The sequence below is a fragment of the Kitasatospora sp. NPDC001119 genome (genome assembly GCF_053598475.1).
Genome location: NZ_JBSFKI010000018.1, coordinates 73,253 through 94,597, shown reverse-complemented (window position 1 = coordinate 94,597; position 21,345 = coordinate 73,253). Strand labels below are relative to the sequence as shown.

23 protein-coding genes are annotated in these 21,345 nt (G+C 75.5%); 10 read left to right on the top strand and 13 right to left on the bottom strand.

Translation table 11 applies throughout. From position 1 onward, the window contains the following. The first annotated feature begins 73 nt into the window (after positions 1-73). On the top strand, positions 74-3,340 hold the full coding sequence (locus ACWDD9_RS22835) for an error-prone DNA polymerase (protein WP_449812522.1): 3,267 nt from the start codon (positions 74-76) through the stop codon (positions 3,338-3,340). Between the two features lie 57 nt (positions 3,341-3,397). Here ACWDD9_RS22835 and ACWDD9_RS22830 read toward each other — a convergent pair whose 3' ends face one another. The 3 genes from ACWDD9_RS22830 to ACWDD9_RS22820 all read right to left on the bottom strand — a co-directional run bounded on the left by ACWDD9_RS22830 (position 3,398) and on the right by ACWDD9_RS22820 (position 5,469). Next, a complete protein-coding gene (locus tag ACWDD9_RS22830; RefSeq protein WP_449812521.1) occupies positions 3,398-3,880 on the bottom strand; it encodes a hypothetical protein in 483 nt (160 codons plus the stop codon). Between the two features lie 85 nt (positions 3,881-3,965). Beyond that, entirely contained in the window at positions 3,966-4,580 is a 615-nt protein-coding gene (locus tag ACWDD9_RS22825) for a hypothetical protein (protein WP_079272077.1), read from the bottom strand. Positions 4,581-4,650: 70 nt separating this feature from the next. After that, positions 4,651-5,469, bottom strand: a complete 819-nt coding sequence (locus ACWDD9_RS22820; protein ID WP_449812520.1) for a TIGR03084 family metal-binding protein — start codon at positions 5,467-5,469, stop codon at positions 4,651-4,653. Between the two features lie 147 nt (positions 5,470-5,616). Between ACWDD9_RS22820 and ACWDD9_RS22815 the strand changes: the two genes are divergently transcribed. Beyond that, a complete protein-coding gene (locus ACWDD9_RS22815; protein WP_449812519.1) occupies positions 5,617-6,453 on the top strand; it encodes a LuxR C-terminal-related transcriptional regulator in 837 nt (278 codons plus the stop codon). An 18-nt stretch (positions 6,454-6,471) separates the two neighbouring features. On the opposite strand, the gene ACWDD9_RS22810 is transcribed toward ACWDD9_RS22815, so the two are convergent. The 3 genes from ACWDD9_RS22810 to ACWDD9_RS22800 are packed head-to-tail and all read right to left on the bottom strand — an operon-like array spanning position 6,472 to position 9,251. Beyond that, positions 6,472-8,007 (bottom strand): AMP-binding protein, encoded by a 1,536-nt coding sequence (locus tag ACWDD9_RS22810; RefSeq protein WP_449812518.1) that lies wholly within the window; start codon positions 8,005-8,007, stop codon positions 6,472-6,474. A gap of 51 nt (positions 8,008-8,058) precedes the next feature. Then, entirely contained in the window at positions 8,059-8,466 is a 408-nt protein-coding gene (locus tag ACWDD9_RS22805; protein WP_449812588.1) for a MerR family transcriptional regulator, read from the bottom strand. 20 nt (positions 8,467-8,486) lie between these two features. Continuing rightward, the gene (locus ACWDD9_RS22800) at positions 8,487-9,251 is read right to left on the bottom strand and encodes an SDR family NAD(P)-dependent oxidoreductase (RefSeq protein WP_074002269.1); all 765 of its coding nucleotides are present in this window, start codon (positions 9,249-9,251) and stop codon (positions 8,487-8,489) included. A gap of 228 nt (positions 9,252-9,479) precedes the next feature. Here ACWDD9_RS22800 and ACWDD9_RS22795 point away from each other — a divergent pair, with 228 nt between their 5' ends. Genes ACWDD9_RS22795 through ACWDD9_RS22785 form a run of 3 tightly spaced genes read left to right on the top strand, consistent with a single transcriptional unit; the run spans position 9,480 to position 10,871 of the window. Then, positions 9,480-9,938 (top strand): group II truncated hemoglobin, encoded by a 459-nt coding sequence (locus ACWDD9_RS22795; protein ID WP_049654748.1) that lies wholly within the window; start codon positions 9,480-9,482, stop codon positions 9,936-9,938. After that, the gene (locus tag ACWDD9_RS22790; RefSeq protein WP_449812517.1) at positions 9,935-10,480 is read left to right on the top strand and encodes a GNAT family N-acetyltransferase; all 546 of its coding nucleotides are present in this window, start codon (positions 9,935-9,937) and stop codon (positions 10,478-10,480) included. Before ACWDD9_RS22795 ends, ACWDD9_RS22790 begins: the two co-directional genes overlap by 4 nt. Before the next feature lie 4 nt (positions 10,481-10,484). Next, positions 10,485-10,871, top strand: a complete 387-nt coding sequence (locus tag ACWDD9_RS22785; protein ID WP_049654752.1) for a VOC family protein — start codon at positions 10,485-10,487, stop codon at positions 10,869-10,871. Positions 10,872-10,880: 9 nt separating this feature from the next. Here ACWDD9_RS22785 and ACWDD9_RS22780 read toward each other — a convergent pair whose 3' ends face one another. Beyond that, on the bottom strand, positions 10,881-11,498 hold the full coding sequence (locus ACWDD9_RS22780) for a maleylpyruvate isomerase N-terminal domain-containing protein (RefSeq protein WP_449812516.1): 618 nt from the start codon (positions 11,496-11,498) through the stop codon (positions 10,881-10,883). A 193-nt stretch (positions 11,499-11,691) separates the two neighbouring features. Here ACWDD9_RS22780 and ACWDD9_RS22775 point away from each other — a divergent pair, with 193 nt between their 5' ends. Next, entirely contained in the window at positions 11,692-12,339 is a 648-nt protein-coding gene (locus ACWDD9_RS22775) for an NAD(P)-dependent oxidoreductase (RefSeq protein WP_049654755.1), read from the top strand. 45 nt (positions 12,340-12,384) lie between these two features. Here the strand turns inward: ACWDD9_RS22775 and ACWDD9_RS22770 are convergent, their stop codons facing one another. Further along, positions 12,385-13,167, bottom strand: coding sequence for a dioxygenase family protein (locus tag ACWDD9_RS22770; RefSeq protein WP_074002274.1), 783 nt, complete (start codon positions 13,165-13,167; stop codon positions 12,385-12,387). A gap of 130 nt (positions 13,168-13,297) precedes the next feature. Here ACWDD9_RS22770 and ACWDD9_RS22765 point away from each other — a divergent pair, with 130 nt between their 5' ends. The 3 genes from ACWDD9_RS22765 to ACWDD9_RS22755 all read left to right on the top strand — a co-directional run bounded on the left by ACWDD9_RS22765 (position 13,298) and on the right by ACWDD9_RS22755 (position 15,018). Next, on the top strand, positions 13,298-13,765 hold the full coding sequence (locus tag ACWDD9_RS22765; protein ID WP_074002590.1) for a MarR family winged helix-turn-helix transcriptional regulator: 468 nt from the start codon (positions 13,298-13,300) through the stop codon (positions 13,763-13,765). A 153-nt stretch (positions 13,766-13,918) separates the two neighbouring features. Continuing rightward, positions 13,919-14,380 carry a molybdopterin-dependent oxidoreductase gene (locus tag ACWDD9_RS22760; RefSeq protein WP_074002275.1) on the top strand — a complete coding sequence of 154 codons (462 nt, stop codon included), beginning with the start codon at positions 13,919-13,921 and terminating at the stop codon, positions 14,378-14,380. 119 nt (positions 14,381-14,499) lie between these two features. Next, positions 14,500-15,018, top strand: a complete 519-nt coding sequence (locus ACWDD9_RS22755; RefSeq protein ID WP_049654760.1) for a GNAT family N-acetyltransferase — start codon at positions 14,500-14,502, stop codon at positions 15,016-15,018. 67 nt (positions 15,019-15,085) lie between these two features. Here the strand turns inward: ACWDD9_RS22755 and ACWDD9_RS22750 are convergent, their stop codons facing one another. Beyond that, entirely contained in the window at positions 15,086-16,114 is a 1,029-nt protein-coding gene (locus tag ACWDD9_RS22750) for a LacI family DNA-binding transcriptional regulator (RefSeq protein ID WP_375875215.1), read from the bottom strand. Between the two features lie 156 nt (positions 16,115-16,270). Between ACWDD9_RS22750 and ACWDD9_RS22745 the strand changes: the two genes are divergently transcribed. Next, positions 16,271-17,233 carry a DUF4436 family protein gene (locus ACWDD9_RS22745; RefSeq protein ID WP_449812515.1) on the top strand — a complete coding sequence of 321 codons (963 nt, stop codon included), beginning with the start codon at positions 16,271-16,273 and terminating at the stop codon, positions 17,231-17,233. 50 nt (positions 17,234-17,283) lie between these two features. Here ACWDD9_RS22745 and ACWDD9_RS22740 read toward each other — a convergent pair whose 3' ends face one another. The 4 genes from ACWDD9_RS22740 to ACWDD9_RS22725 form a co-directional block, all read right to left on the bottom strand. Continuing rightward, positions 17,284-18,033, bottom strand: a complete 750-nt coding sequence (locus ACWDD9_RS22740) for a GNAT family N-acetyltransferase (protein WP_049659128.1) — start codon at positions 18,031-18,033, stop codon at positions 17,284-17,286. Between the two features lie 124 nt (positions 18,034-18,157). Next, positions 18,158-19,252, bottom strand: a complete 1,095-nt coding sequence (locus tag ACWDD9_RS22735; RefSeq protein ID WP_074002277.1) for a WD40/YVTN/BNR-like repeat-containing protein — start codon at positions 19,250-19,252, stop codon at positions 18,158-18,160. 129 nt (positions 19,253-19,381) lie between these two features. Next, the gene (locus ACWDD9_RS22730; protein WP_449812514.1) at positions 19,382-20,890 is read right to left on the bottom strand and encodes a dihydrolipoyl dehydrogenase family protein; all 1,509 of its coding nucleotides are present in this window, start codon (positions 20,888-20,890) and stop codon (positions 19,382-19,384) included. Next, complete coding sequence (locus ACWDD9_RS22725) at positions 20,887-21,225, bottom strand: hypothetical protein (RefSeq protein WP_449812513.1); 339 nt, start codon at positions 21,223-21,225, stop codon at positions 20,887-20,889. The genes ACWDD9_RS22730 and ACWDD9_RS22725 overlap by 4 nt, the downstream gene beginning before the upstream one ends. Positions 21,226-21,345: the final 120 nt, after the last annotated feature.

The following is a 21,345-nucleotide window of genomic DNA, read 5'->3' as shown; positions in this document are numbered from 1 at the left end:
AGCAGGCCGAGAAGGCCGAGTAGGCGAGCAGGGGGGAGCAGGACGAGCACGAGAACGACGAAGGCAACCCCCGATGGGCTTCACCAGCCACCCCACGCTCCCCTGGAGCGAGCTGCACCGCCGGCTGACCGGCGCGGCGCCGGACCGTACGGTCGTCCCGCTGCGCCGCCCCGCCCCGGCTCCCGAACGCGCCGTACCGGAGAAGCCCGCCGCACCGGAGCAGCCCGCCACCCCCTGGGCCGAACTGCACGTCCACTCCGCCTTCAGCTTCCTGGACGGCGCCAGCGACCCGGAGGACCTGGTCGCCGAGGCGGTCCGGCTCGGCGTGGAGACCCTCGCGATCACCGACCACGACGGCCTGTACGCCGCCGTCCGGCTCGCCGAGGCGGCCCGGGGCACGGGCCTGGGCACCGTGTTCGGCGCCGAGCTGACGATCCGCGACGGCGGGACGGGCCGCGACGGCGGGACGGTGGAACACCTGCTGGTCCTCGCCCGCGACCCGGCCGGCTACCGCCGCCTCTCCGCCGCGATCGCCGCCGCCCAGCTGGCCGGCGGCGCCAAGGGCAACCCGGTGTACGACCTCGGGGCGCTCGCCGGGGCGCACGACGGCCACTGGGCGGTGCTCACCGGCTGCCGCCTCGGCCGGGTCCCCGCCGCGCTCGCCGGGAGGAACGGCCCGGACCAGGGCGAGGCCGAGCGCAGGCTCCGCACCCTCGCCGAGGCGTTCGGCCCGGAGAACGTCCACGTCGAGCTGATCGACCAGTGGCTGCCCGGCGACGACCGGCGCAACGACGCCCTCGCCGCCCTCGCGGCGAAGGCGCGGCTCCCCGTCGTCGCCTCCACCAACGCCCACCACGCCGGCCCCGCCCAGGGCCGCCTCGCGCAGAGCCTCGCCGCCCTGCACGAGCGCCGCACCCTCCAGGACGCGGTCGGCTGGACCAGCGCGGCCGGCACCGCGCACCTGCGTTCGGGCCGCGAGATGGCCGGCCGGCTGGCCCGCTTCCCCGGGGTGCAGCGGGCCACCGCCGAACTCGGCCGGGCCTGCGCCTTCGACTTCGCCCGGCTGGACCCGGAGCTGCCCGGCTTCCCCGTCCCCGCGGGCGGGACCGAGATCGGCCACCTGCGCGCCCTGGTCGCGGCCGGCGGCCCGGCCCGCTTCGGCTCCGGCAACGCGGCCGCCCGCCGTCAGCTCGCCAAGGAGCTGGACGTGATCGAGGACCTCGACCTGGCCGGCTACTTCCTGATCGTGCACGACATCGTGGACTTCTGCCGGAGCCGGGACATCTGGTGCCAGGGCCGCGGCTCGGCCGCCAACTCGGCGGTCTGCTACGCCCTCGGGATCACCGCCGTCGACCCGGTCCACTACAAGCTGCTGTTCGAACGCTTCCTCTCCACCGCCCGGGACGGGCCGCCCGACATCGACCTGGACATCGAGAACCGCCGCCGCGAGGAGGTCATCCAGTACGTCTACGGCCGCTACGGGCGCGAGCACGCCGCCCAGGTCGCCAACGTGATCACCTACCGGCCCCGGCTGGCGATCCGCGACGCCGCCCGGGTGCTCGGCTACCCGCAGGGGCAGGTGGACGCGTTCAGCCGGCAGACCGACTTCCGCTCCGCCCCCGGCGCGGACGCCGTCATCCCCGCCGACGTGCTCCGACTCGCCGCCCAGCTCCACGGTCTGCCCCGCCACCTGGGCATCCACTCGGGCGGCATGGTGCTCACCAAGGAGCCGATCGGCGAGATCTGCCCCACCGAGTGGGCCCGGATGCCCGGGCGCTCCGTGCTCCAGTGGGACAAGGAGTCCATCGCCGGCGCCGGGCTGGTGAAGATCGACCTGCTCGGCCTGGGCATGCTCGCCGCCCTGCACGACGCCTGCGACCTGGTCGCGGAGCACCACGGCCTGCGCTACGACCTGGCCACCATCCCGGACGACGACAAGGGCGTGTACGCGATGCTGCGCCGGGCGGACACCGTCGGGGTGTTCCAGGTCGAGTCCCGGGCCCAGATGGCGACCCTGCCCCGGCTCAAGCCGGACCACTTCTACGACCTGGTGGTCGAGGTGGCGCTGATCCGCCCCGGCCCGATCCAGGGCGGCTCCGTCCACCCGTACCTGCGCCGCCGCGCCGGGGCGGAGCCGCCCGGCTGCCCGCACCCGCTGATGGAGAACGCCCTCGGCAAGACCCTCGGGGTGCCGCTGTTCCAGGAGCAGATGATGCAACTCGCCATCGACTGCGCCGGGTTCACCCCGGAGGAGGCCGACCGGCTGCGCCAGGCGATGGGCGCCAAGCGCTCGCACGAGCGGGTCGCCCGGCTGCGCGAGCGGCTGCTCACCGGGATGGCCGAGCGCGGCATCCCGGCCGAGGTGGCGGAGGACGTCTACGGCAAGATCGAGGCCTTCTCCAACTACGGCTTCCCGGAGAGCCACGCGATCAGCTTCGCCTACCTGGTGTACGCCAGCGCCTGGTTGAAGCACCACTTCCCGGCGGCCTTCACCTGCGCCCTGCTGGCCAACCAGCCGATGGGCTTCTACTCGCCGCTCAGCCTGGTCGCGGACGTCCGGCGGCACGGCGTGCGGGTGCGCGGGGTGGACGTCAACGCCAGCGGGGCGCGGCCCACCCTGGAGCCGTACCGGGGGCCGACCCCGAAACCGCCGCTGACCGCCGGACGCCCGCAGCCGGCGATCCGGCTCGGCCTGGAGACGGTGCGCGGCATCGGCACCCCGCAGGCCGAGGCGATCGTGGCAGGGCAGCCGTACGCCGACCTGGAGGACTTCGCCCGCCGCACCGGCCTGCCCGGTCCCGCCCTGGAGGCGCTGGCGACGGCGGGGGCCTTCGACTGCTTCGAACTGACGAGACGTCAGGCGCTGTGGGCGGCAGGGGCGTTCGCCGGGATCTCGGACGGACTGATCCCCGGCACCACCCCCGGGACCGAGGCGCCGGAGCTGCCCGGCATGAGCCCGGTCGAGGAGACCATCGCCGACCTGTGGGCCACCGGCACCTCCGCCACCAGCCACCCGCTCCAGCACCTGCGCGCCCACCTGGACCGCGGCGGCGCGCTCAGCGCCGCCCAACTCCCGGATGTGCCACCGGGAACGGAGGTGGTGGTCGGCGGCCTGGTCACCCACCGGCAGCGGCCGCCGACGGCCGGCGGGGTGCTCTTCCTCAGTCTGGAGGACGAGACCGGGCTGATCAACGTGATCTGCAACCGCCCGGTCTGGGAGTCCCAGCGCCGCACCGCCCTGGACCGGGCCGGGCTGCTGGTGCACGGCCGCGTCGAGCGCGACCGGGGCGCGACCAACCTGGTCGCCACCCGGCTCACCCCGCTCCGGATCGGCCTCTGAGCGGGGCGGGCCGGCGTGTGCCTGTGAGGCGGCGCGTGTCGACGCGTCGGGGTACGGCTAGAAGGCGGGCTGGTCGCCGAGGTCGAAGATCCGCAGGTCGGTGAGGCGGACGGTGTACCAGACGTCCTGGCTGCCCCCGCCACTCCAGAACTCGGTCAGCCGGACGGAGGCGTAGCCCTCCTCCTCCTTGACCTGCTGGGCCGACCAGCTCGCCGGGACGTTCTGCGCGCGGAACACCGGATCGGCGTCGTTCTGCATCGCCCACTGGTCCAGCCGGTAGTTCAGGTACGGGGAGAGGTACTGCTCGCGGACCTGCCGCGGGCTCTCGGTGCCGCCCCCGCCCTCCACGGCGTCGCGGTACGCCGCCAGGAAGGTGAGCACCTGCTGGGCGGCCGGGGTGGCCGCCCGGACCTGGGCCCCGGCGACCACGGGGGCGGGTGCCGCGACGGCGGCCTGGGCGGGGGTGGCGGCCAGGCCGCCGACGGCGAGCAGGGCGGCGGTGAAGGACAGTGCGGTGCGCATGGCACGTGTACGGATCATGCGGGCATTCCACCACCCCGGAAGGCTCCGGCCCATCGCCGGAAGGAGTGGTGTACCCGTACTGCCCAACAGATGTGACGATACGTCAGGCGGCGGGGTAGCCGATCTCCGCGAGGTCGACGGCGAGCTCCTCCTCGTCGATGTCCGGGTTGAGCGCCGCCAGCACGGCCGGGGTGAGCGGGCGCAGCGCCAGGACGTGCTCGATCGCGGCGAGGTCCAGCTCGTGCTCCGGCTCGAAGTACTCCGTGGCCCAGGCCCGGTAGCCGGCGGCCGAGCCGTCCAGCAGCAGGTCGAAGAGGCCCTCCGCGCCCCGCTCGGCGGCCGCGCCCCGCCAGGCGCCGTCCTCGTGGGCGCGCCAGAAGCAGCGGGTGACCGTCGGTCCGTCCTCGTCCCCGAAGGCGGGCTCCTCGGCGAAACGGCGGAACTCCTCGGGCACGGCCGCGAGCAGCTCCGGGGCGTTGGGCGCCTCGTGGTCGAAGCCGCGCCCGTAGGCGCCGACGGGGGAGAAGACCAGGCACCAGTCGTCGCCCTCGCCGTCGCGCATCGAGGCCAACTCCTCGCCCTCGTCCCAGGAGGCGTCGAAGGAGTGGTACCGCGCCTCCCAGTCGTCGGGGCTGAGGATCGCGTCGAGCGTGGCGAGGGCGCGGCAGCGGTCGCGCAGGTCGGGGATGGCGGGCAGTCGGTTGAGCAGGTCGTCCATGGGCGCTATTCAACCAACCCCGGCGGTCCGCCCGCGCCCCGGGCCGCCCCCCCTTGCCTGGTGCGCCGCCCTACGCCCCGGGCTGCCGTCCCTTGCCCGGCGCCCCGGCGAAGACCTGGGCGATCGGGAGCCAGGCGGTGGCGACGGGCCCGGTGGCGGTGAGGGCGAGGTCGTCCCGGTGCCGGCGCTGGGTCACCAGCAGGCAGAAGTCCAGGGCGGGGCCGGCCACCACGTCCTGCGCCCCGACCGGGCCGATGGACCAGGACCCGCCGTCGGGCGCGGTCAGGTCGAGCCGGACCGGGCGCTCGGGCACGGGCAGTCCGTGCAGGGTGAAGGCGAAGCCCAGGGTGCGCAGCCCCAGGTGGGCGATGTGCCGCAGCCGGTCGGTGGGCTCGCGGGTGGCGCCGAGCGCGTCCGCGACGTCCTGGCCGTGCGCCCAGGTCTCCATCAGCCGGGCGGTCGCCATCGAGGCGGGCTTCATCGGCGGGCCGAACCAGGGCAGCCGGGCGTCGGCCGGAGCGGCGCCGAGCGCGGCCAGCACCTCCGCCCGCCCGGCCCGCCAGCGGGCGAGCAGCGCCGCGGGCCCGGCGGGCAGTCCGGCGCGGGCGCCGTCCTCGACCGGGTCGGCGCCGGCCGCCAGCAGCTCGGTGAAGTGCCCGCCGAGCGACGCGCCGAAGCCCTCCGGGTCGCGTGCGGCCCGGGCCGTCCAGTCGTCGGTCCAGGCCAGGTGGGCGATCTGGTGCGCCACCGTCCAGCCCTCGGCGGGGGTCGGGCGGGCCCACTCCTCGGCCGGCAGCCCGGCGACCAGGTCGTCCAGCACCGCGCTCTCGGCCCGCAGGTCCGCCAGCAGGCCGCCCAGCACGTCGCCCGGTACGTTCGGCTCGGTCATCGGCTCCCTTTCCGGTCACGGCAGTTGCTACCCGCCGGTAGCGTACGGCCGGACACTACTCCCGGCCCGGCGGCGGCGTCCGCCACTCCACGAAACACGCACGTCAGGACTCTCGCCACCGGCCGCACCGCGTGTGACAATTCCGCGATGACCAGGGCTGCGGACCCCCATCCTGCGCACCCCGTCGCCGACGCCGCGCGACCCGAGGACCCCGAACTCGCCGCGCGCGCCGCCGAGCTGGTGCGGGACGCCGTGCTCGGCGACCTCGCCCGCCGGGTGGTGGCCGAGTGCGGCGCCGACGTCGGCCTGGTCGGCGTGCCCGAGCCGCTGCCCGGCAGCCGTCCCGGCAGCGAGGGCATGGTGCTGCGGCACTGGGCCGGCACCCGGGCCGACCTGCTGCACGACGTGCCCGTCCCGGCCGGACTCGGCCTCGGCGGCCGGGCGCTCGCCGAACGCGCGCCCAGCTGGGTGCCCGACTACCGTGCGGCGACGACCATTTCGCACCACTACGACGCGGCCGTGGCCGCCGAGGACCTGTACGCGATGCTCACCGTCCCGCTGATGGACGGCGACACCGTGCACGGCGTGGTGTACGCCTCGCTGCGCGCCGTCGTCCCGTTCGGGGACGTGCGGATCTCCGCGGTCGGCACGCTGGCGAAGGCGGCGACCCGGGCACTGGCCGGGGCCGCCGCCTGGAGCCGCGAACGGCCCGGCGGAAAGCCCTGTGAGCAGTCCTGCGGAAAGCCCTTCGCCAAGCCCTTCGACAAGTCCCGGACGGCCGCCCCCGTACCGCCGTTGACCCCGCGCGAGCACGAGGTGCTGCGCTGGGTGGCGACCGGCCGGACCAACCCGGAGATCGCCGCCCGACTGGGCCTGACCTGCAACACGGTGACGGGCTACCTCAAGTCCGCGATGCACAAGCTCGGCGTCCGCAACCGGACCGAACTCGCCCTCGCGGCGAGGGAGTCGGGGCTCGTCGGGTGACGGGCCCCCGGCGCGGCCTCAGTTGACCCGGCGCTCCCGCCCGGTCCAGTACGGCTCGCGCAGCCGGAACTTCTGCAGCTTCCCGGTGGCGGTGCGCGGCAGGGCGTCCCGGAACTCCACCGTGGTGGGCGACTTGTAGCCGGCCAGCCGCTGCTTGCAGTGCGCGATCAACTCGGCCTCGGTGACGGCCTCGTGGCCCTCCCGGAGCACCACCAGCGCCTTCACCGTCTCGCCCCACTTCTCGTGCGGCACCCCGATCACCGCCGTCTCGGCGACCGCCGGGTGGTCGTACAGGCAGTCCTCCACCTCGATCGAGGAGACGTTCTCCCCGCCGCTGATGATGACGTCCTTCTTGCGGTCGGAGATGGTCAGCAGGCCGTCCGTGAGGGTGCCGCCGTCGCCGGTGTGGAACCAGCCGTCCCGCAGCGCCTCGGCCGAGGCCTCCGGCTGCTGCCAGTAGCCGTCCAGCACGGTGTTGGAGCGCACCAGCACCTCGCCGGACGCGTCCACCCGCAGCCGGGTGCCGAGCGCGGGGGAGCCGGCCTGCACCAGCTTCTCGGCCCGCTCGGCGGCCGGCAGCGCGTCCCACTCGGCCCGCGAGCGGTTGACCGTGACCACCGGGGAGGTCTCGGTCAGGCCGTAGAGCTGCATGAACTCCCAGCCCAGCTGCTCCTCGACCTGCTGGATCACCGAGGTCGGCGGCGGGGCGCCGGCCACCACCAGCCGCACCCGGTCCCGGCCGGGCACCGGGCCGTGCCAGTCGGCGGCCGCGTCCAGCACCATCTGGACCACGGCGGGCGCGCCGGACAGGAAGGTCACCCCGTGCCGCTCGACCCGGCGCAGGATCTCCGCGCCGTCCACCTTGCGCAGCACGATGTGCCGGGCGCCCAGGCCGGTGAGCGAGAACGGCAGGCCCCAGCCGTTGGCGTGGAACATCGGCAGGGTGTGCAGGTAGACGTCCCGGTCGCCGGCCCCGTAGTGCAGGGCCATCAGCGTCGCGTTCAGCCAGACGTTGCGGTGGGTGAGCTGAACGCCCTTGGGGCGGGCGGTGGTTCCGCTGGTGTAGTTGATGGTGGCGGTGTCGTTCTCGTCCACCGCGTACCGCCGCGGGGTGGCGTCGGTGTCGTACAGCACGGCGTCGCTGGCCGCGCCCAGCACGAACTTGTGCTTGGCCACCACCCCGTCCAGGGCGTCGGCGACCTCGGGGTCGACCAGCAGCACGGAGGCGCCGCTCTGCTCGACGATGTACGACACCTCCTCGGCCTTCAGCCGGAAGTTCACCGGCACCAGCACCCGGCCGTACCCGCTCACCCCGAAGAAGGAGGTCAGCAGCCGGGCCGAGTTGTGCGAGACGATCGCGACCCGCTCGCCCGGCCCGACACCGAGCCGGTCCAGCCCGGCGGCCTGGGCCCGGGCCAGTTCGGCGACCCGGCGGTAGCTCAGCTCGCCCCAGGATTCGGCCGGCTGCACGGGCTCGTCGACGATGCCGACCCGGTCGCCGTAGACCAGCTCGGCCCGGTCGAGGAAGTCCATCACGGAGAGTGGAATCTGCATGGGGCCACTGTCCTCCCCCACCCGCCCCCTGCACACCCCCGATCGGGGGTGTCACCCGCCCGCGCCCAACCCGTCCGCGTCGGCTCCGCCCGCGCCCACCCCGCCCGCCACCGCCCCGGCTGCCGCCAGCGCCGCCGCCAGCCGGTCCCGGGCCTCCGTCTGGGCGGCGATCCGGCGCTCCAGCACCGCCAGCCGCCGCCGGGCGATCCCCAGCACCTGCTCGGACGGCCGGACCGCCAGCACGTCCCCGTCCAGGCAGCCCAGCAGGGGGCGGACGTCCTCCAGGGTGAGCCCGGCGGCCACCAGCGCACGGATGTTGCGCACCCGGACGACCGCCGGCTCGCCGTACTCGCGGTAGCCGTTCGGCGCGCGCTCGGAGTCGATCAACCCGGCCTGCTCGTAGTGCCGCAGAGCGCGCGCGGTACTGCCGGTCCGGGCCGCCAGCTCGCCGATCCGCACCGCCACCCGTCCCCTCCCGGTCAGCCCACCAGCGCGCCGCCGTCCACCGGCAACACTACGCCGGTCACGAACGAGGCCTGCGGCGAGGCGAGTCGGGTGATCGCCCAGGCCACCTCCTCGGGGCGGCCGATCCGGCCCAGCGGGGTGTGCTCGATCTGCCACTTCCGGATCGCCGCCCGCTGCTCGGGGCCGTACCCGGAGTGGTCGCCGATCGGGGTGTCGATCGCCCCGGGCGCCACCGCCACCACCCGGATCCCGCGCGGCGCCAGCTCCACCGCCCAGCTGCGGGTGACCGTCTCCAGCGCCGCCTTGGTCGCCGCGTACACCGAGTTGCTCGGCCAGCCGCGCTGCCCGACGGCGGTGCTGACGTTGACCACCACGCCCCGGCTCCCGCTCAGCGCCGGCACCGCGGCCTGGCCGAGCAGCACCGGGGCGACCAGGTTGGTCGCCAGCAGCGCCTCGACGCCCGCCCGGTCGAAGCCGCCGATCCCCTGCCCGCTCCGCACGATCGCCGCGTTGTTGACCAGCACGTCCAGCCGTCCGAACCGCTCCAGTGCCGCCCGGACGATCTCCTCCGGCGCGCCCGGCCCGGTCACGTCCGCGGCCAGCGGCTCGATCAGCGCCGGGTACGCGGCGGCCGTCGCGGCCAGCGGCTCCGGCCGCCGCCCCACCGCCAGCACCCGCGCCCCCTCGGCGGCGAAGGCCAGCGCCGTCTCCCGCCCGATCCCCGTCCCGGCCCCCGTGACCACCACGACCCGGCTCCGCGTCCCGCTCTCGTCGTCCATGGGCCCACCCTCCGACCCTGCCGCCAGCGTCAGGGTCAAGCGGGAACGGCGGAGCCGTCGGGTCGGTCCGCCAGGACGCCGCGCACCCGGGCCCACCCCGCCCGCCACCCGGGCCCGGGCCTCCGCTCGCCGAGCCCGGCGCGAACAGCGGGCCCGGGGCCGCGCCGACCGGGCCCTCCGGCTGCTAGGAAGGTCGCAACATACGGTTCACCCACGGGGAGCACAGCCATGAACGACCAACGGCCCGGCACGCTCTACGAGGCCGTCGGCGGCATCGACGTCCTGCGCCGGCTCAGCCGGACCTTCTACCGGGGCGCCCTCGCCGACCCCCTGCTCGCGCCGGTCTTCGCCGACTTCACCCCCACCCACATCGAGCACGTCGCGGTCTGGCTGGCCGAGGTGTTCGGCGGCCCGACCGGCTACACCGACCGACTGGGCGGCCACCAGGCGCTGCTCCGCGCCCACCTGGGCCTGGCCGTCACCGAGGAGCAGCGGCTGCGCTGGATGGAGCTGATGGCCGAGGCCGTCCGCGCGGAGCTGCCCGGGGACGAACTGCTGCGCCGCCGGGTGCTGGAGTACTTCGACTGGGGCACCAGGATCGCCGAGGACGTCTCCGGCTCCCCGGCCGGCACCGACCTCGGCGATCCCGGCCCGACCCCGCGCTGGGGCTGGGAGGGCCTCAAGTGACCACCGCCCTGACGGCCGACGGCCTGCTGCTGCGCCCCTTCGAGGACGCCGACGCGCCGGCCCTGATCGAGGCCTACCGGGACGCGACCCTGCGCCGCTTCACCCGGACCCCGGTCGGCGACGCCGAGGAGGCCGCGCACTGGCTGCGCCTCCAGGAGGAGGGCCGTGCGGCGGGCACCCGGTACAGCTTCGCCGTCCTGGACGGCGCCGAGCTCGTCGCCAACGTCGCTCTCAAGTACCCCACTCCCGGCGGGGAGACGGCCGAGGTGGGGTACTGGACGGCAGCCCCGGCCCGTGGCCGGGGGGTGGCCCCGCGCGCGGTGGAGGCCCTCACCGCCTGGGCCTTCGCCACCTTCGCCGAGGGCGGCCTGCGCCGGATCGACCTGCTGCACCAGGTGGACAACCCCGCCTCCTGCCGGGTCGCGGAGAAGGCCGGCTACCCGTTCGTGGAACTGCTCCCGCCCTTCCCGCCCTTTCCGCTGGACGGCCACCGGCACTCCCGCAAATGGCTGGACGAACCCGAACCGCGCAGGTCAGAGTAGGCGGATGGCATCTCTGGTACGACATGTGACGATCGATTGCGGCGACGCGCACGCCCTGGCCTCCTTCTGGGCGCAGGCGCTGGACGGCACCCTGGGCGAGGACGACAACCCGTGCGACGAGGAGGCGGTGGTGAACTCCGCCGGCGCCTCGCTGCTCTTCATCCGGGTGCCCGAGGGCAAGGCGGCGAAGAACCGGGTCCACCTCGACCTCCAGCCGCAGGACCGCAGCCGGGACGAGGAGGTGGAGCGCCTGGTCGCCCTCGGGGCGACCGTGCTGGCGGACCACCGCCTCCCGGACGGCAAGGGCTGGGTCACCCTCGGGGACCCGGAGGGCAACGAGTTCTGCATCGAGCGCAGCCAGGCCGAGCGGATCGCCACCGGGAGCGCCTGACCGGTCGGATCAGTCCGGCCACTCGCCCATGGCCGCCCGCCAGGTCCACGAGGACTTGCGCGGGCGGCCGTTCAGTTCCCCGCGCCCGGTGCACCAGAGCAGGACCTCCGCCGGGTGGGCATCAGGCTCCCGCGGTGCGTGCGGGAAGAGCCGGTCGAGCGCGAAGCGGCACGGTTCGGCGGGCGGCTGCCAGGGCAGGCCGAGGCCGCGGGTGATGTCGTGGGTGTGCAGCAGGGTCTCGGCGACGCCCATCGCGGCGAAGCCGAGCGGTTCGCAGGGCCCGTGGTGGTAGGCGCGCAGCTCGGGCGGGGCGGCGTCCAGGGCGGTGGCGAGGAGGTGCCCGGCGGCGGTGACCACGGTGAGCACCTGGGCCGGGTCGGCCTCGGGCCGGACGGTGAGGTCCAGCGGCAGGTAGCGGTCGCGGGGGCGGGCGGCGAGCTGGCCGGCGTAGGCGAGCAGGTCGTGGGCGATGTGGGCGGCGGTGTCGCGGCAGCTCCACTCCAGGAGCCCGGCGGGGGCGTCCCAGTCGCGGTTCCCGGTGTGCGGGGCGAGGGCGGCCAGGGTGGCGTCCAGGGCGGTTCGTACGGCGTCGCCGTTGGCGGTTCGTACGGCGTCGCCGTTGCGCATGACCACTCCTTCGACGGGGTGTCCGGGGCGTCCGGGGTGTCCGGGGCGTCACACGATAGGCCCAGTGCCCCGGCTCGCGCCGGGAGTTCGTCCGATAATCGGTCCTGTCCGGCGCGTCCGGCGTCCGGCGCCCTGCGATCCAGCGTCCCGCGGTCCGACGCCGCCCCACCCGCGAGCACCCAGGCAGGTACCCATGGCCAGAATCGCCGTGATCGGCGCCGGCGGCACCATCGGCAGCGCGGTCGTCAGGGAGGCGGCGGCGCGCGGGCACGAGGTCACCGCGGTGGTCCGGGACCCGGACCGCTACCGGGGCGCGGCCGCCGCCGTGGAGCGCGCCGACGTGCTGGACCCGGCGGACGTGGCCCGGGTCGCGGCCGGCCGGGACGTCCTGGTGAGCGCCGTCGGCGGCGGCGACGGCCCGGGCCACCAGGCGCTGGTCGAGCCCGCCGCCCGCTCCCTGGTCGAAGGCCTGCGCACGCTGGGCGGCGCGGCCCCCAGGCTGATCGCGGTCGGCGGGGCGGGCAACCTGGAGACCGCGCCGGGCGTGCGGGTCTGGGACGCCCCGGGCCTGCCGGAGCCGCTCCTCCAGATCATGCACGCCCACGGCGCGGCACTGGACTACTACCGGACGGTCTCCGACCTGCGCTGGACGGTGCTCAGCCCGGCCGCCGAGATCGGCCCGGGGGAGCGGACCGGCCGCTACCGCACCGGCCTGGACCAGCTGCTCACCGATGCCGAGGGGCAGAGCCGGATCTCGGTGGCGGACTACGCGGTCGCCCTGGTGGACGAGATCGAGCAGCCCGAGCACATCGGCGAGCGGTTCACCTGCTGCTCCCTGTGAGGGCTGTGAGGGGTCCGGCAGGCGGGGCGTTCGAAGGTGAGGGGTTCACCCCAGCTGGATCGAGCGCTTGGCCAGGCCCATCCAGAACCCGTCGATGACGCTGCGCTGGCTGTCCAGGTCGGCCTCGCCGGCGCCGAGGGTGACGAACAGCGGGGCGAAGTGCTCGGTGCGCGGGTGGGCCAGGCGTCCGGCCGGGGCCTTGTGCTCGAAGTCGAGCAGCGCGTCGAGGTCGTGGGCCTCCAGGGCGCGCCGGCCCCAGTCGTCGAACTCGGCCATCACCGAGGTGATCCGGCCGTCGTTGCTGAGCGCCCGCAGGTTGTGGGTGAAGAAGCCGCTGCCGACGATCAGCACGCCCTCGTCGCGCAGCGGGGCGAGCTTGCGGCCGATCTCCATCAGCCGCTGCGGGTCGAGGGTGGGCAGCGAGACCTGGAGCACCGGGATGTCGGCGTCCGGGTACATCTCCACCAGCGGGACGTACGCGCCGTGGTCGAGCCCGCGGTCGGGGATGTCCTGGACGGGCGTGCCGGGGGCGCGCAGCAGCTTGCGCACGCGCTCGGCGAGGTCCGGCGCGCCGGGGGCGGCGTACCGGACCCGGTAGTAGTGCTCGGGGAAGCCCCAGAAGTCGTACACCAGCGGGACGGTGGTGACGGCGCCGAGGGCGAGCGGGGCCTCCTCCCAGTGGGCGGAGACCATCAGGACGGCCTTGGGTCGGGGCAGGTCGGCGGACCAGGCGGCCAGCTCGCCCGGCCAGACCGGGTCGTCGGCCAGCGGCGGCGCGCCGTGCGACAGGTACAGGGCGGGCATGCGCTCAGGGGCCGCGGTGCTCATGGCGTCCTCCTCGGGGCCGTTCGACCGGCAGGTAGTCCGACAGGTAGTTCAAATTTGAACCTTTACGGAACCGACGGTACACCTTCGTTCGAATTTGAACAACAGGAGTAGGCTTCACCCCATGTCCACACTGAACGAACCCCGCTGGCTGGACCCGGACGAGGCGGCCGCCTGGCGGGGCTTCGTCGTCGCGAGCAACCTGCTGAACCGGCGGCTGGAGCGCCAGCTCAAGGACGACTCCGGACTCTCCCACCAGCAGTACGAGATCCTGGTGCACCTGTCCGCCGCCCCCGGCGACTCGCTGCGGATGACCGAGCTCGCCGACAGGCTGGTCACCTCCAAGAGCGGCCTGACCTACCAGGTCACCCAGCTGGAGCGGGCCGGCCTGGTCGCCCGCCGCTCCTGCCCCAGCGACGTGCGCGGCGTCATCGCCGAACTCACCGACCAGGGCCGCGAGGCGCTGCGCCAGGCCGCGCCCGGGCACGTCGCCCTGGTGCGCGAACTGCTGATCGACGTGCTCAGCCGCGAGCAGCTCGCGGTGCTCGCCGAGGGGCTCGGCGCCGTCAGCGCCCGGCTGCGCCAGGACGAGACCCCGTAGGGCCGGCCCCGCCGACAGCCGCCACCCGGGCCCAGGGCCCGCACCTGCGAGTGGAAGTCCGCCCGATCCATCGCATCTGCGAATGCTCCGGCCGCCGCTCGGGTACTCCTCCACCCGGGCCGCGGCGCCGTGGCCCGGGAGGAGGGAGCACCCATGACCCCGGCGAGACCCACCGTCCGACTGCACGGCCACCTCGACCGCCCCGCCGAGCTGACGGTGGCGCAGCTGCGAGCCCTCCCCGCCCGCCGGGTCGAGGTCAGCTTCGACTGCCGGACCGCGGGCGAGCAGCGCCACGGCTACGAGGGCCCGGCGCTGCTGGACGTGCTGCGCGCGGCCCGGCCCCGGATCGACTTCTCCGGCCGCAAGCAGCGGCTGCGCTTCCTGCTCTCGGTGGCCGGCGCCGACGGCCACCGGGCGGTGGTCTCCTGGGCCGAGATCGACCCGGACTTCGGCGGCCAGCAGATCCTGCTCGCCACCAGCATGGACGGCGCCCCGCTGGACGCCGCCGGTCCGCAGCTCGTCGTCCCCGGCGACCACTGCGGCGCCCGCTACGTCAGCGCCGTCACGGCCGTCTGGCTCGGCCCCCTCGGCGACCCGGCGCGCCCCACCGCCTGACGCCCGGGCGCCCGCCTCGCGCGCGTGCGGCCCCGGCCCCGAGGCCGCACGCCGGAAGGGGCCGGACGGCGGGTCGAAAACACTCGCCGGAGCCGGGTTTCCGTGCCAACATGCCCCATATGGGGACGATTCTGCACGGCACCTTGGTCACGCTCCGCCCGGCCACCGGCGACGACATCCCGGCGCTGGCGGCCATCCGCGGCACGCCCGAGGTGTTCGAACGCTGGCGTGGCGGTGACGACCTGGCCGACGAGGTCGCCAACGACCTGGAGTCGCCCGGCACCGAGACCTTCGCGATCGACCTCGGCGGCAAGGTGGTCGGCGCCATCCAGTGGTACGCCAACAACGACGACGAGTACCGGCACGCCGGGATGGACCTCTACCTCGACCCGACGGTGCACGGCCTGGGCCTGGGCACCGACGCCGTGCGCACGATGGCCCGGTACCTGGTGCACGACCACCACTACCACCGGCTGGTGATCGACCCGGCCGCGGACAACCTCGCCGCGATCCGCTGCTACACCAAGGTCGGCTTCCGCACCGTCGGCACCATGCGCCAGTACGAGCGCGGGCCGGACGGCACCTGGCACGACAACCTGCTGATGGACCTGCTCGCGGACGAACTGCTCGAAGGCTGAGGCGCCCGCGCCGTCCCCGACGCCAGCCCCGCGCCGCTGCCCGGCCGGTCCGGGGTCGCCCCCGGCCTCAGCCCCGCGCCGTCCCCGGCGGGCAGCCGCAGGAGCGCCGGACCACCAGCTGGGCCGGGAAGGTGCGGGCACCCTGGGCGCGGCGCTCCGGCCCGCCGAGGACCAGCTCCACCGCCGCCCGGGCCATCTCGTCCTGCGCCGTGGTGACGGTGGTCAGCGCGGGCCCGGCGATCACCGCCTCGGCGATGTCGTCGAAGCCGGCCACCGCGAGGTCCTCCGGCACCCGGATGCCGAGGTCGTCGGCGGCCCGCAGCAGGCCGATCGCCTGGTCGTCCGTCGTGCAGAACACGGCGGACGGCCGGTCGGGACGGGCGAGCAGGGCGAGCGCCTCGGCGTGCGCCCGGACCCGGTCGAACGGCGCCGGGGTGAGCCGTCCCTCGGTGGGCAGCCCGGCCTCCTCCAGCGCGGCGAGCCAGCCGGCCGTCCGCCCGGTGACCGGGTCGTGCGGGCTGAGCGCGAGGGTGCCGCCGAAGCAGTGCACCTCGGCGTGCCCGTGCCCGAGCAGGTGGCGGACCACCTCGCGGGCGCCGCCCTGGTCGTCCGCGACCACGGCGACGCCGCCGGTGCTCTCCGCCCGGTGGTGCAGCAGCACCACCGGGGTGCCGTCGGCCACGTCGAAGCCGGTCAGCCCGGGGGTGGCCGGGTCCTGGGTGACCAGGACCAGACCGTCCACCTGCATCCCGAGGAAGGCGCGGATGTAGTGCGCCTCGCGCTCGTCGGCGTAGTCGGAGTTGCCGATCAGCAGCAGCCGGCCGTGCTCGGCGGCGGCCTGCTCGACGGCGTGCGCGAGCCCGGCGAAGAAGGGCTGGCGGGCGTCCGGGACGACCATCCCGAGCAGGTCGGTCCGCCGCCGGGCCATCGCCTGGGCGACCCGGTTCGGCCGGTAGCCGAGCTCCTCGACCGCCGCGAGCACCCGCGCCCGGGTCGCCGCCGCCACCGGCCGCGGCCCGTCGTTGATCACATAACTCACGACCGCCGTGGACGTCCCCGCCACCCGCGCCACATCGTCCCGTGTCACCCTCGCCATGACCGTTGAGCCTACACAGCCCCTCCGACCAGCGTCTTTGCCGAGTCTCGGGCCCGCCCGATCGGCCCTCTGCGGTTGCGCCCCGGCCGCGGCCGCCCGGAGGGTGGCGGGACAGGCGGCACCCGCAGCCGCCACCGCCGACCGTGGAGCAGGCCGATGAGCAGGCCGATGGGCGCGCCGCCGCACCGGCGGGCCGTCCGGCGCACGCGCCCGGCGGCCCGGCCGCGGGTCCGCGTCCACGCCCGGGCGCGCGGCGCGGGCACCGCGCCCCGGCCGAAGGTCAGGCCCTGGCGCGCGTACGCCGTGGTGGCGGCGATCGTGCTGTCCGTCGTCGCCGGGCTGCTGCTCTACCTCGACGAACGCTCCAGCCGCGGCCGCGTCCAGGTGGTCGGGACGGTGCCCGGCCCGGACTTCCTGGAGGTCGACGTGACGCTCCAGCGGGTGGACGCGGCGGCGCAGACGCTCACCGCGAAGGTCCTGGTCCACCCGCACGGCGCCCTGGAGCAGCCGGACAGCCTGCTGGTCCCGGCCCGGGACGTGGTGCTGGAGACCACCTCGCTGGAGCAGACCGTGCTCAGGTACCCGGCCGGGCAGCAGGTCGCCTCCGGCGCGGTGGCGTTCAGCCTCCTCGACGGCCGGGTCACCGACTACCCCTTCGACCACTACCACGCGCTGATCGGCTTCCAGGCCACCGCCGGCGGGCAGCCCGTCCCGGTGGTGATCGGCGTGGAGGAGGCCGACCCCTTCTTCGTCTTCAAGCAGGCCGAGCAGCAGAGCGAGGGCGGCGCCGTCGTGGTGACCGAGCGGATCAGCCGCTCGCGCAGCACCTTCATCCTGGCCTGGTTCATGATGGCCGCGATGTGGGCGCTGGCGCTGTCCGTGCTGGTGGCGGCCTGGCTGATCGTCCGCCAGCGGCGCGGCATCGTCTGGCCCGCCCTCGGCTGGATGGCGGCCACGCTGTTCGCCCTGGTCGGCATGCGCAACGCCGCGCCCGGCAGCCCGCCGATCGGTTCGCTGCTGGACTACGCGGCGTTCTTCTGGGCGGAGCTGCTGGTCGCGGTCGGCCTGACCATGGTCGTGGTGCGGGGCGCCCGGATCGAGGGCGGGCACCGGGAGTAGCGGGTGCCCGGGCGCACGTGTCCGGCGGCCCGGCCACTCGGCTCAGGGGTTTAGGCGTCGGGCACGACCACCGTCAGCGACGTCTCCTGGAGCTGGAAGCCCAGCGACTCGTAGACCCGGCGGGCCGGGTTGCCCTCGGACACCACCAGCGTCACGTCGGCGAGCCCGCGCTCGGCGGCGTCCCCGACGGCGCGGCGCAGCAGGTCGGCGCCGAGGCCGCGGTAGCCGCGCTCCGGGTGGCGGAAGACGTCGCCGATCCAGGGCAGGCCGTCGCGGTCGGTGAGGATCAGCCCGGCGACCACGCGGTCCTCGGCGTCCACGGCGAGCAGGCTGGACGGCAGCACCGGGCCGATGACCTCGCCCTCCAGCAGCGGGGTGATCCGCTCGGCCACCACCCGGGCGTCCTCGCCCGGGTAGAAGTCGACGTGGTCGGGGGCGAAGGCGGCCCGCCAGGCCTCGTACAGCTCCTCGGGCGCGCGGTCGCAGGGCACCGCGCGCAGGCCCTCGCGCAGCGGCGTCCCGGCCCAGTCGGCGGGCGGGGGGTCGGCGCGCAGGTCGCGGCGGAAGGTGTGGGCGTGCCGCAGCACCCGCGCGCCGTGCGCCACCAGCTCCTGCCCGAGCCCGGGTGGGCCGGAGACCACCCAGCCGGGCAGCTCGGCCCGGACGAACGCGGCGGCGTCCACCGACTCGTCCAGGACCTCCAGCAGGTCGGCCCAGGGCCGGCCCTCCCGCTCGTCCAGCAGGTAGCGCAGCACCGGCTCGCCGTCGGTACCCCGCCTGACCACCCAGTCCTCGGCCATGGCCCACCCCACAATCGCGTGATCGTTCGTCGGCGGCCATGTTCACCGAGGCCCCGCCGTCCGGCAACCGGTTATTTCCGGCCACCACCGCGTCGGGCCGGCACCGCATCGGGCAGCCACCGGGTCAGGCCACCACCGCCGCCCGGACGCAGAGCACGTCCGGCAGGTGGGAGACCAGCAGGGACCAGCTCTCGCCCTCGTCCCGGCTGCCGTACACGTCGCCGGTCCGGTTGCCGAAGTAGATCCCGGCCGGGTCGGCGTCGTCGGTGCGCAGGGCGTCGCGCAGCACGATGCCGTAGTGGTCCTCGCCGGGCAGGCCGTGGGCGAGCTGCTGCCAGCTGGTGCCGGCGTCGGTGGTGCGGAAGACCCGGCAGCGGCGGCCGGGCGGGATGCGGTCGTCCGAGCCGCCGAGCGGGAAGACGTAGGCGGTGTCGGCCCGGCGGGGGTGGGCGGCCACGGCGAAGCCGAACTCGGCGGGCAGGCCGTCCACGATCGAGCGCCAGCTCGCGCCCCAGTCGTCGCTGCGGTAGACGCCGCCGTGGTTCTGGAGGTAGAGCCGGTCCGGGTGGACCGGGTCCGGGGCGATCTTGTGCACGCACTGGCCGAACTCCGGGTACTGGCTCTCCTCCGGGAGGAACTCGGCGCGCAGGCCGGTGTTGGAGGGCTGCCAGCTGTCGCCGCCGTCCTTGCTGCGGTAGACGCCGCCGCTGGAGACGGCGACCAGCAGCCGCTGCGGGTCGCGCGGGTCGGTCAGGATCGTGTGCAGGCCCTGGCCGCCGTAGCCGGCGCCCCACTGCGGCCGCTGCGGGTGGTTCCAGAGCGCCTCGACCAGGGCGAAGGTCTCGCCGCCGTCGGTGGAGCGGAACAGCGCGGCGGGCTCGGTGCCCGCGTAGACGACGCCGGGGGCCTCCGCCCCGGCTGGCTGGAGCTGCCAGACCCGGGTGAGCGAGGCGCCGGTGGACTCCGGGAAGCGGATGGCCGGCCGCGGGGGCTCGTACCAGCTCGCGCCGAGGTCGTCGGAGCGCCAGATCGACGGCCCCCAGTGGCTGCTGTCGGCGCCGGCCAGCACTCTGGTCCGGCCGTCGCGGCGGTCGACGGAGACGGAGTAGATCGCGTTCATCGGGAAGTGCGGCCCGCTGAACTCCCACGTCAGCCGGTCGCGGCTGCGGCCGAGAAAGAGGCCCTTCTCGGTTCCGACGGCCAACAGCACCTCGGTCATGTCTCACACCACCTGGTCACGAGCAACGGCCCCCCGGGACGGCCCCCGAGTGCCAGTGTCCCGCCGTCCACCGGTGGTCACATCTCGCCGCGCCGACCGCCCGGGAGGCCGTCCGTGCCGGGGGTGCCGCTACCCCCGGCAGTCCTCCAGTAGCCGCAGCCAGACCTCGCTGATCGTCGGGTACGAGGGCACCGCGTGCCAGAGCCGGTCGATCGGCACCTCGCCGACCACCGCGACGGTCGCCGAGTGCAGCAGCTCGGCGACCCCGGGGCCGACCAGGCAGGCGCCGACGATCACCTGCCGGTCCAGGTCGAAGACCACCCGGGCCCGGCCGCGGTAGTCGTCGGCGTACAGCGAGGCCCCGGCGACGGAGCCGATCTCGTGGTCGACGGTCCGCACCCGCAGTCCGGCGGCCTCGGCGGCGGCCCGGGTCAGGCCGACGGCGGCGACCTCGGGCTGGGTGAACACCACCTGGGGCGCGCCCGCGAGGTCGGCGGACGCGGAGTGCGCGCCCCAGCGCGAGGTGTCCAGCGGGCGCCCCTCGGCGCGGGCGGCGATCGCCGCGCCGGTGATCCGGGCCTGGTACTTGCCCTGGTGAGTGAGCAGCGCCCGGCGGTTGACGTCCCCGACGGCGTAGAGCCACGCGCCGTCCACACCCTCCGCGCCGTCCACGCCGAGCACCGTGCAGCTGTCGTCCACCTCCAGCCAGCCGCCCGGCTTCAGGCCGACCTGCTCCAGCCCGATGTCGGCGGTGCGCGGGGCCCGGCCGGTCGCGTACAGCACCTCGTCGACGGTCAGCGTCCCGGTCCCGCCCTGGCCGTCCCCGCCCTTTCCGTCCCCGTTCCGGCCGTCCCGGGCGGCGAGGGTGAGGGTCACCGGCCCGGAGCCGTCCGCCCGCTCCAGCGCGGTGACCTCGGTGCCGAAGCGGAGGTCCATCCCGGCCGCCCGCAGGCCCTCCGCGACCAGCTCGCCCGCGAACGGCTCCATCCGCGGCAGCAGCCCGTCACCGCGGACCAGCAGCACCACCTCGGAGCCGAGCGCCCGCCAGGCGGCGGCCATCTCCACCCCGACCACCCCGCCGCCGACCACCGCCAGCCGCCCGGGGACGGTCTGCGACCCGGTCGCCTCCCGGTTGGTCCACGGGTGGGCCTCGGCGAGCCCCGGCACGTGCGCGGGCAGCACCGGGCGGCTGCCGGTGCACACCGCGACGGCGTGCCGGGCGGTGAGCACCCGCTCGCTGCCGTCCTCGGCCTCCACCGTCACCGTCCGCACCCCGGCCAGCCGGCCGTGGCCGCGCACCAGCTCGATGCCGGTGTCCCGCAGCCACTCCACCTGGCCGTCGTCCTTCCAGTCGGAGGTGAAGGAGTTCCGCCGGGCCAGCACCGCGGCCGGGTCCAGCCGCCGGTCGCCGACCGCCTCCCGGGAGCCGGCCACCGCGCGGGCGTCGGCCAGCGCGGCCACCGGCCGCAGCAGCGCCTTGCTCGGCATGCAGGCCCAGTACGAGCACTCGCCGCCGACCAGCTCGGCCTCCACGATCACGGTGCGCAGCCCGGCGGCGACCGTCCGGTCGGCCACGTTCTCGCCGGTCGGGCCGGCCCCCAGGACGATGACGTCGTACTCCTCGGCGGTGCTGGTCATGCCCTGTCCTCCGTCGTCTCGATGGCCGCCCCGGCCCGCCGGGCGGGGGCGGCGGGCGTGCGCCCACGGGTGTCGAGCGGCCGGTCGCGCCCGACCCCGGGCCCGCCGCTGCCGCCTGCGGTTCCGTACCCGAGCGTGACCCGGACCGCCCACCGCGGCCACTTCTCGCGCCGGTCGCGCGAGCGCGGGACGCGTGGGGCGAGAAGGGATCGCGGGGTGAGCGGGGCGCGGGAGCCGAGCCGGGCACGCCGCGGGGCGGCCGGCCCCGGACCGCCGTCCGGCCGGAACTCCGGCACGGCGTCCGGCGGTTCGGTCCGGCTGGGCTGCTCGCGCACGGGTGCTCGCTCCTCGCTCGGGTACGGCGTGGGCCCCATCCTGCCGGTCCGGGCGCGGTTGCGCGACGGACGGACACGCCGAGGGCGCCGTGGGACGCACCACCGGGCACGGACGGGACA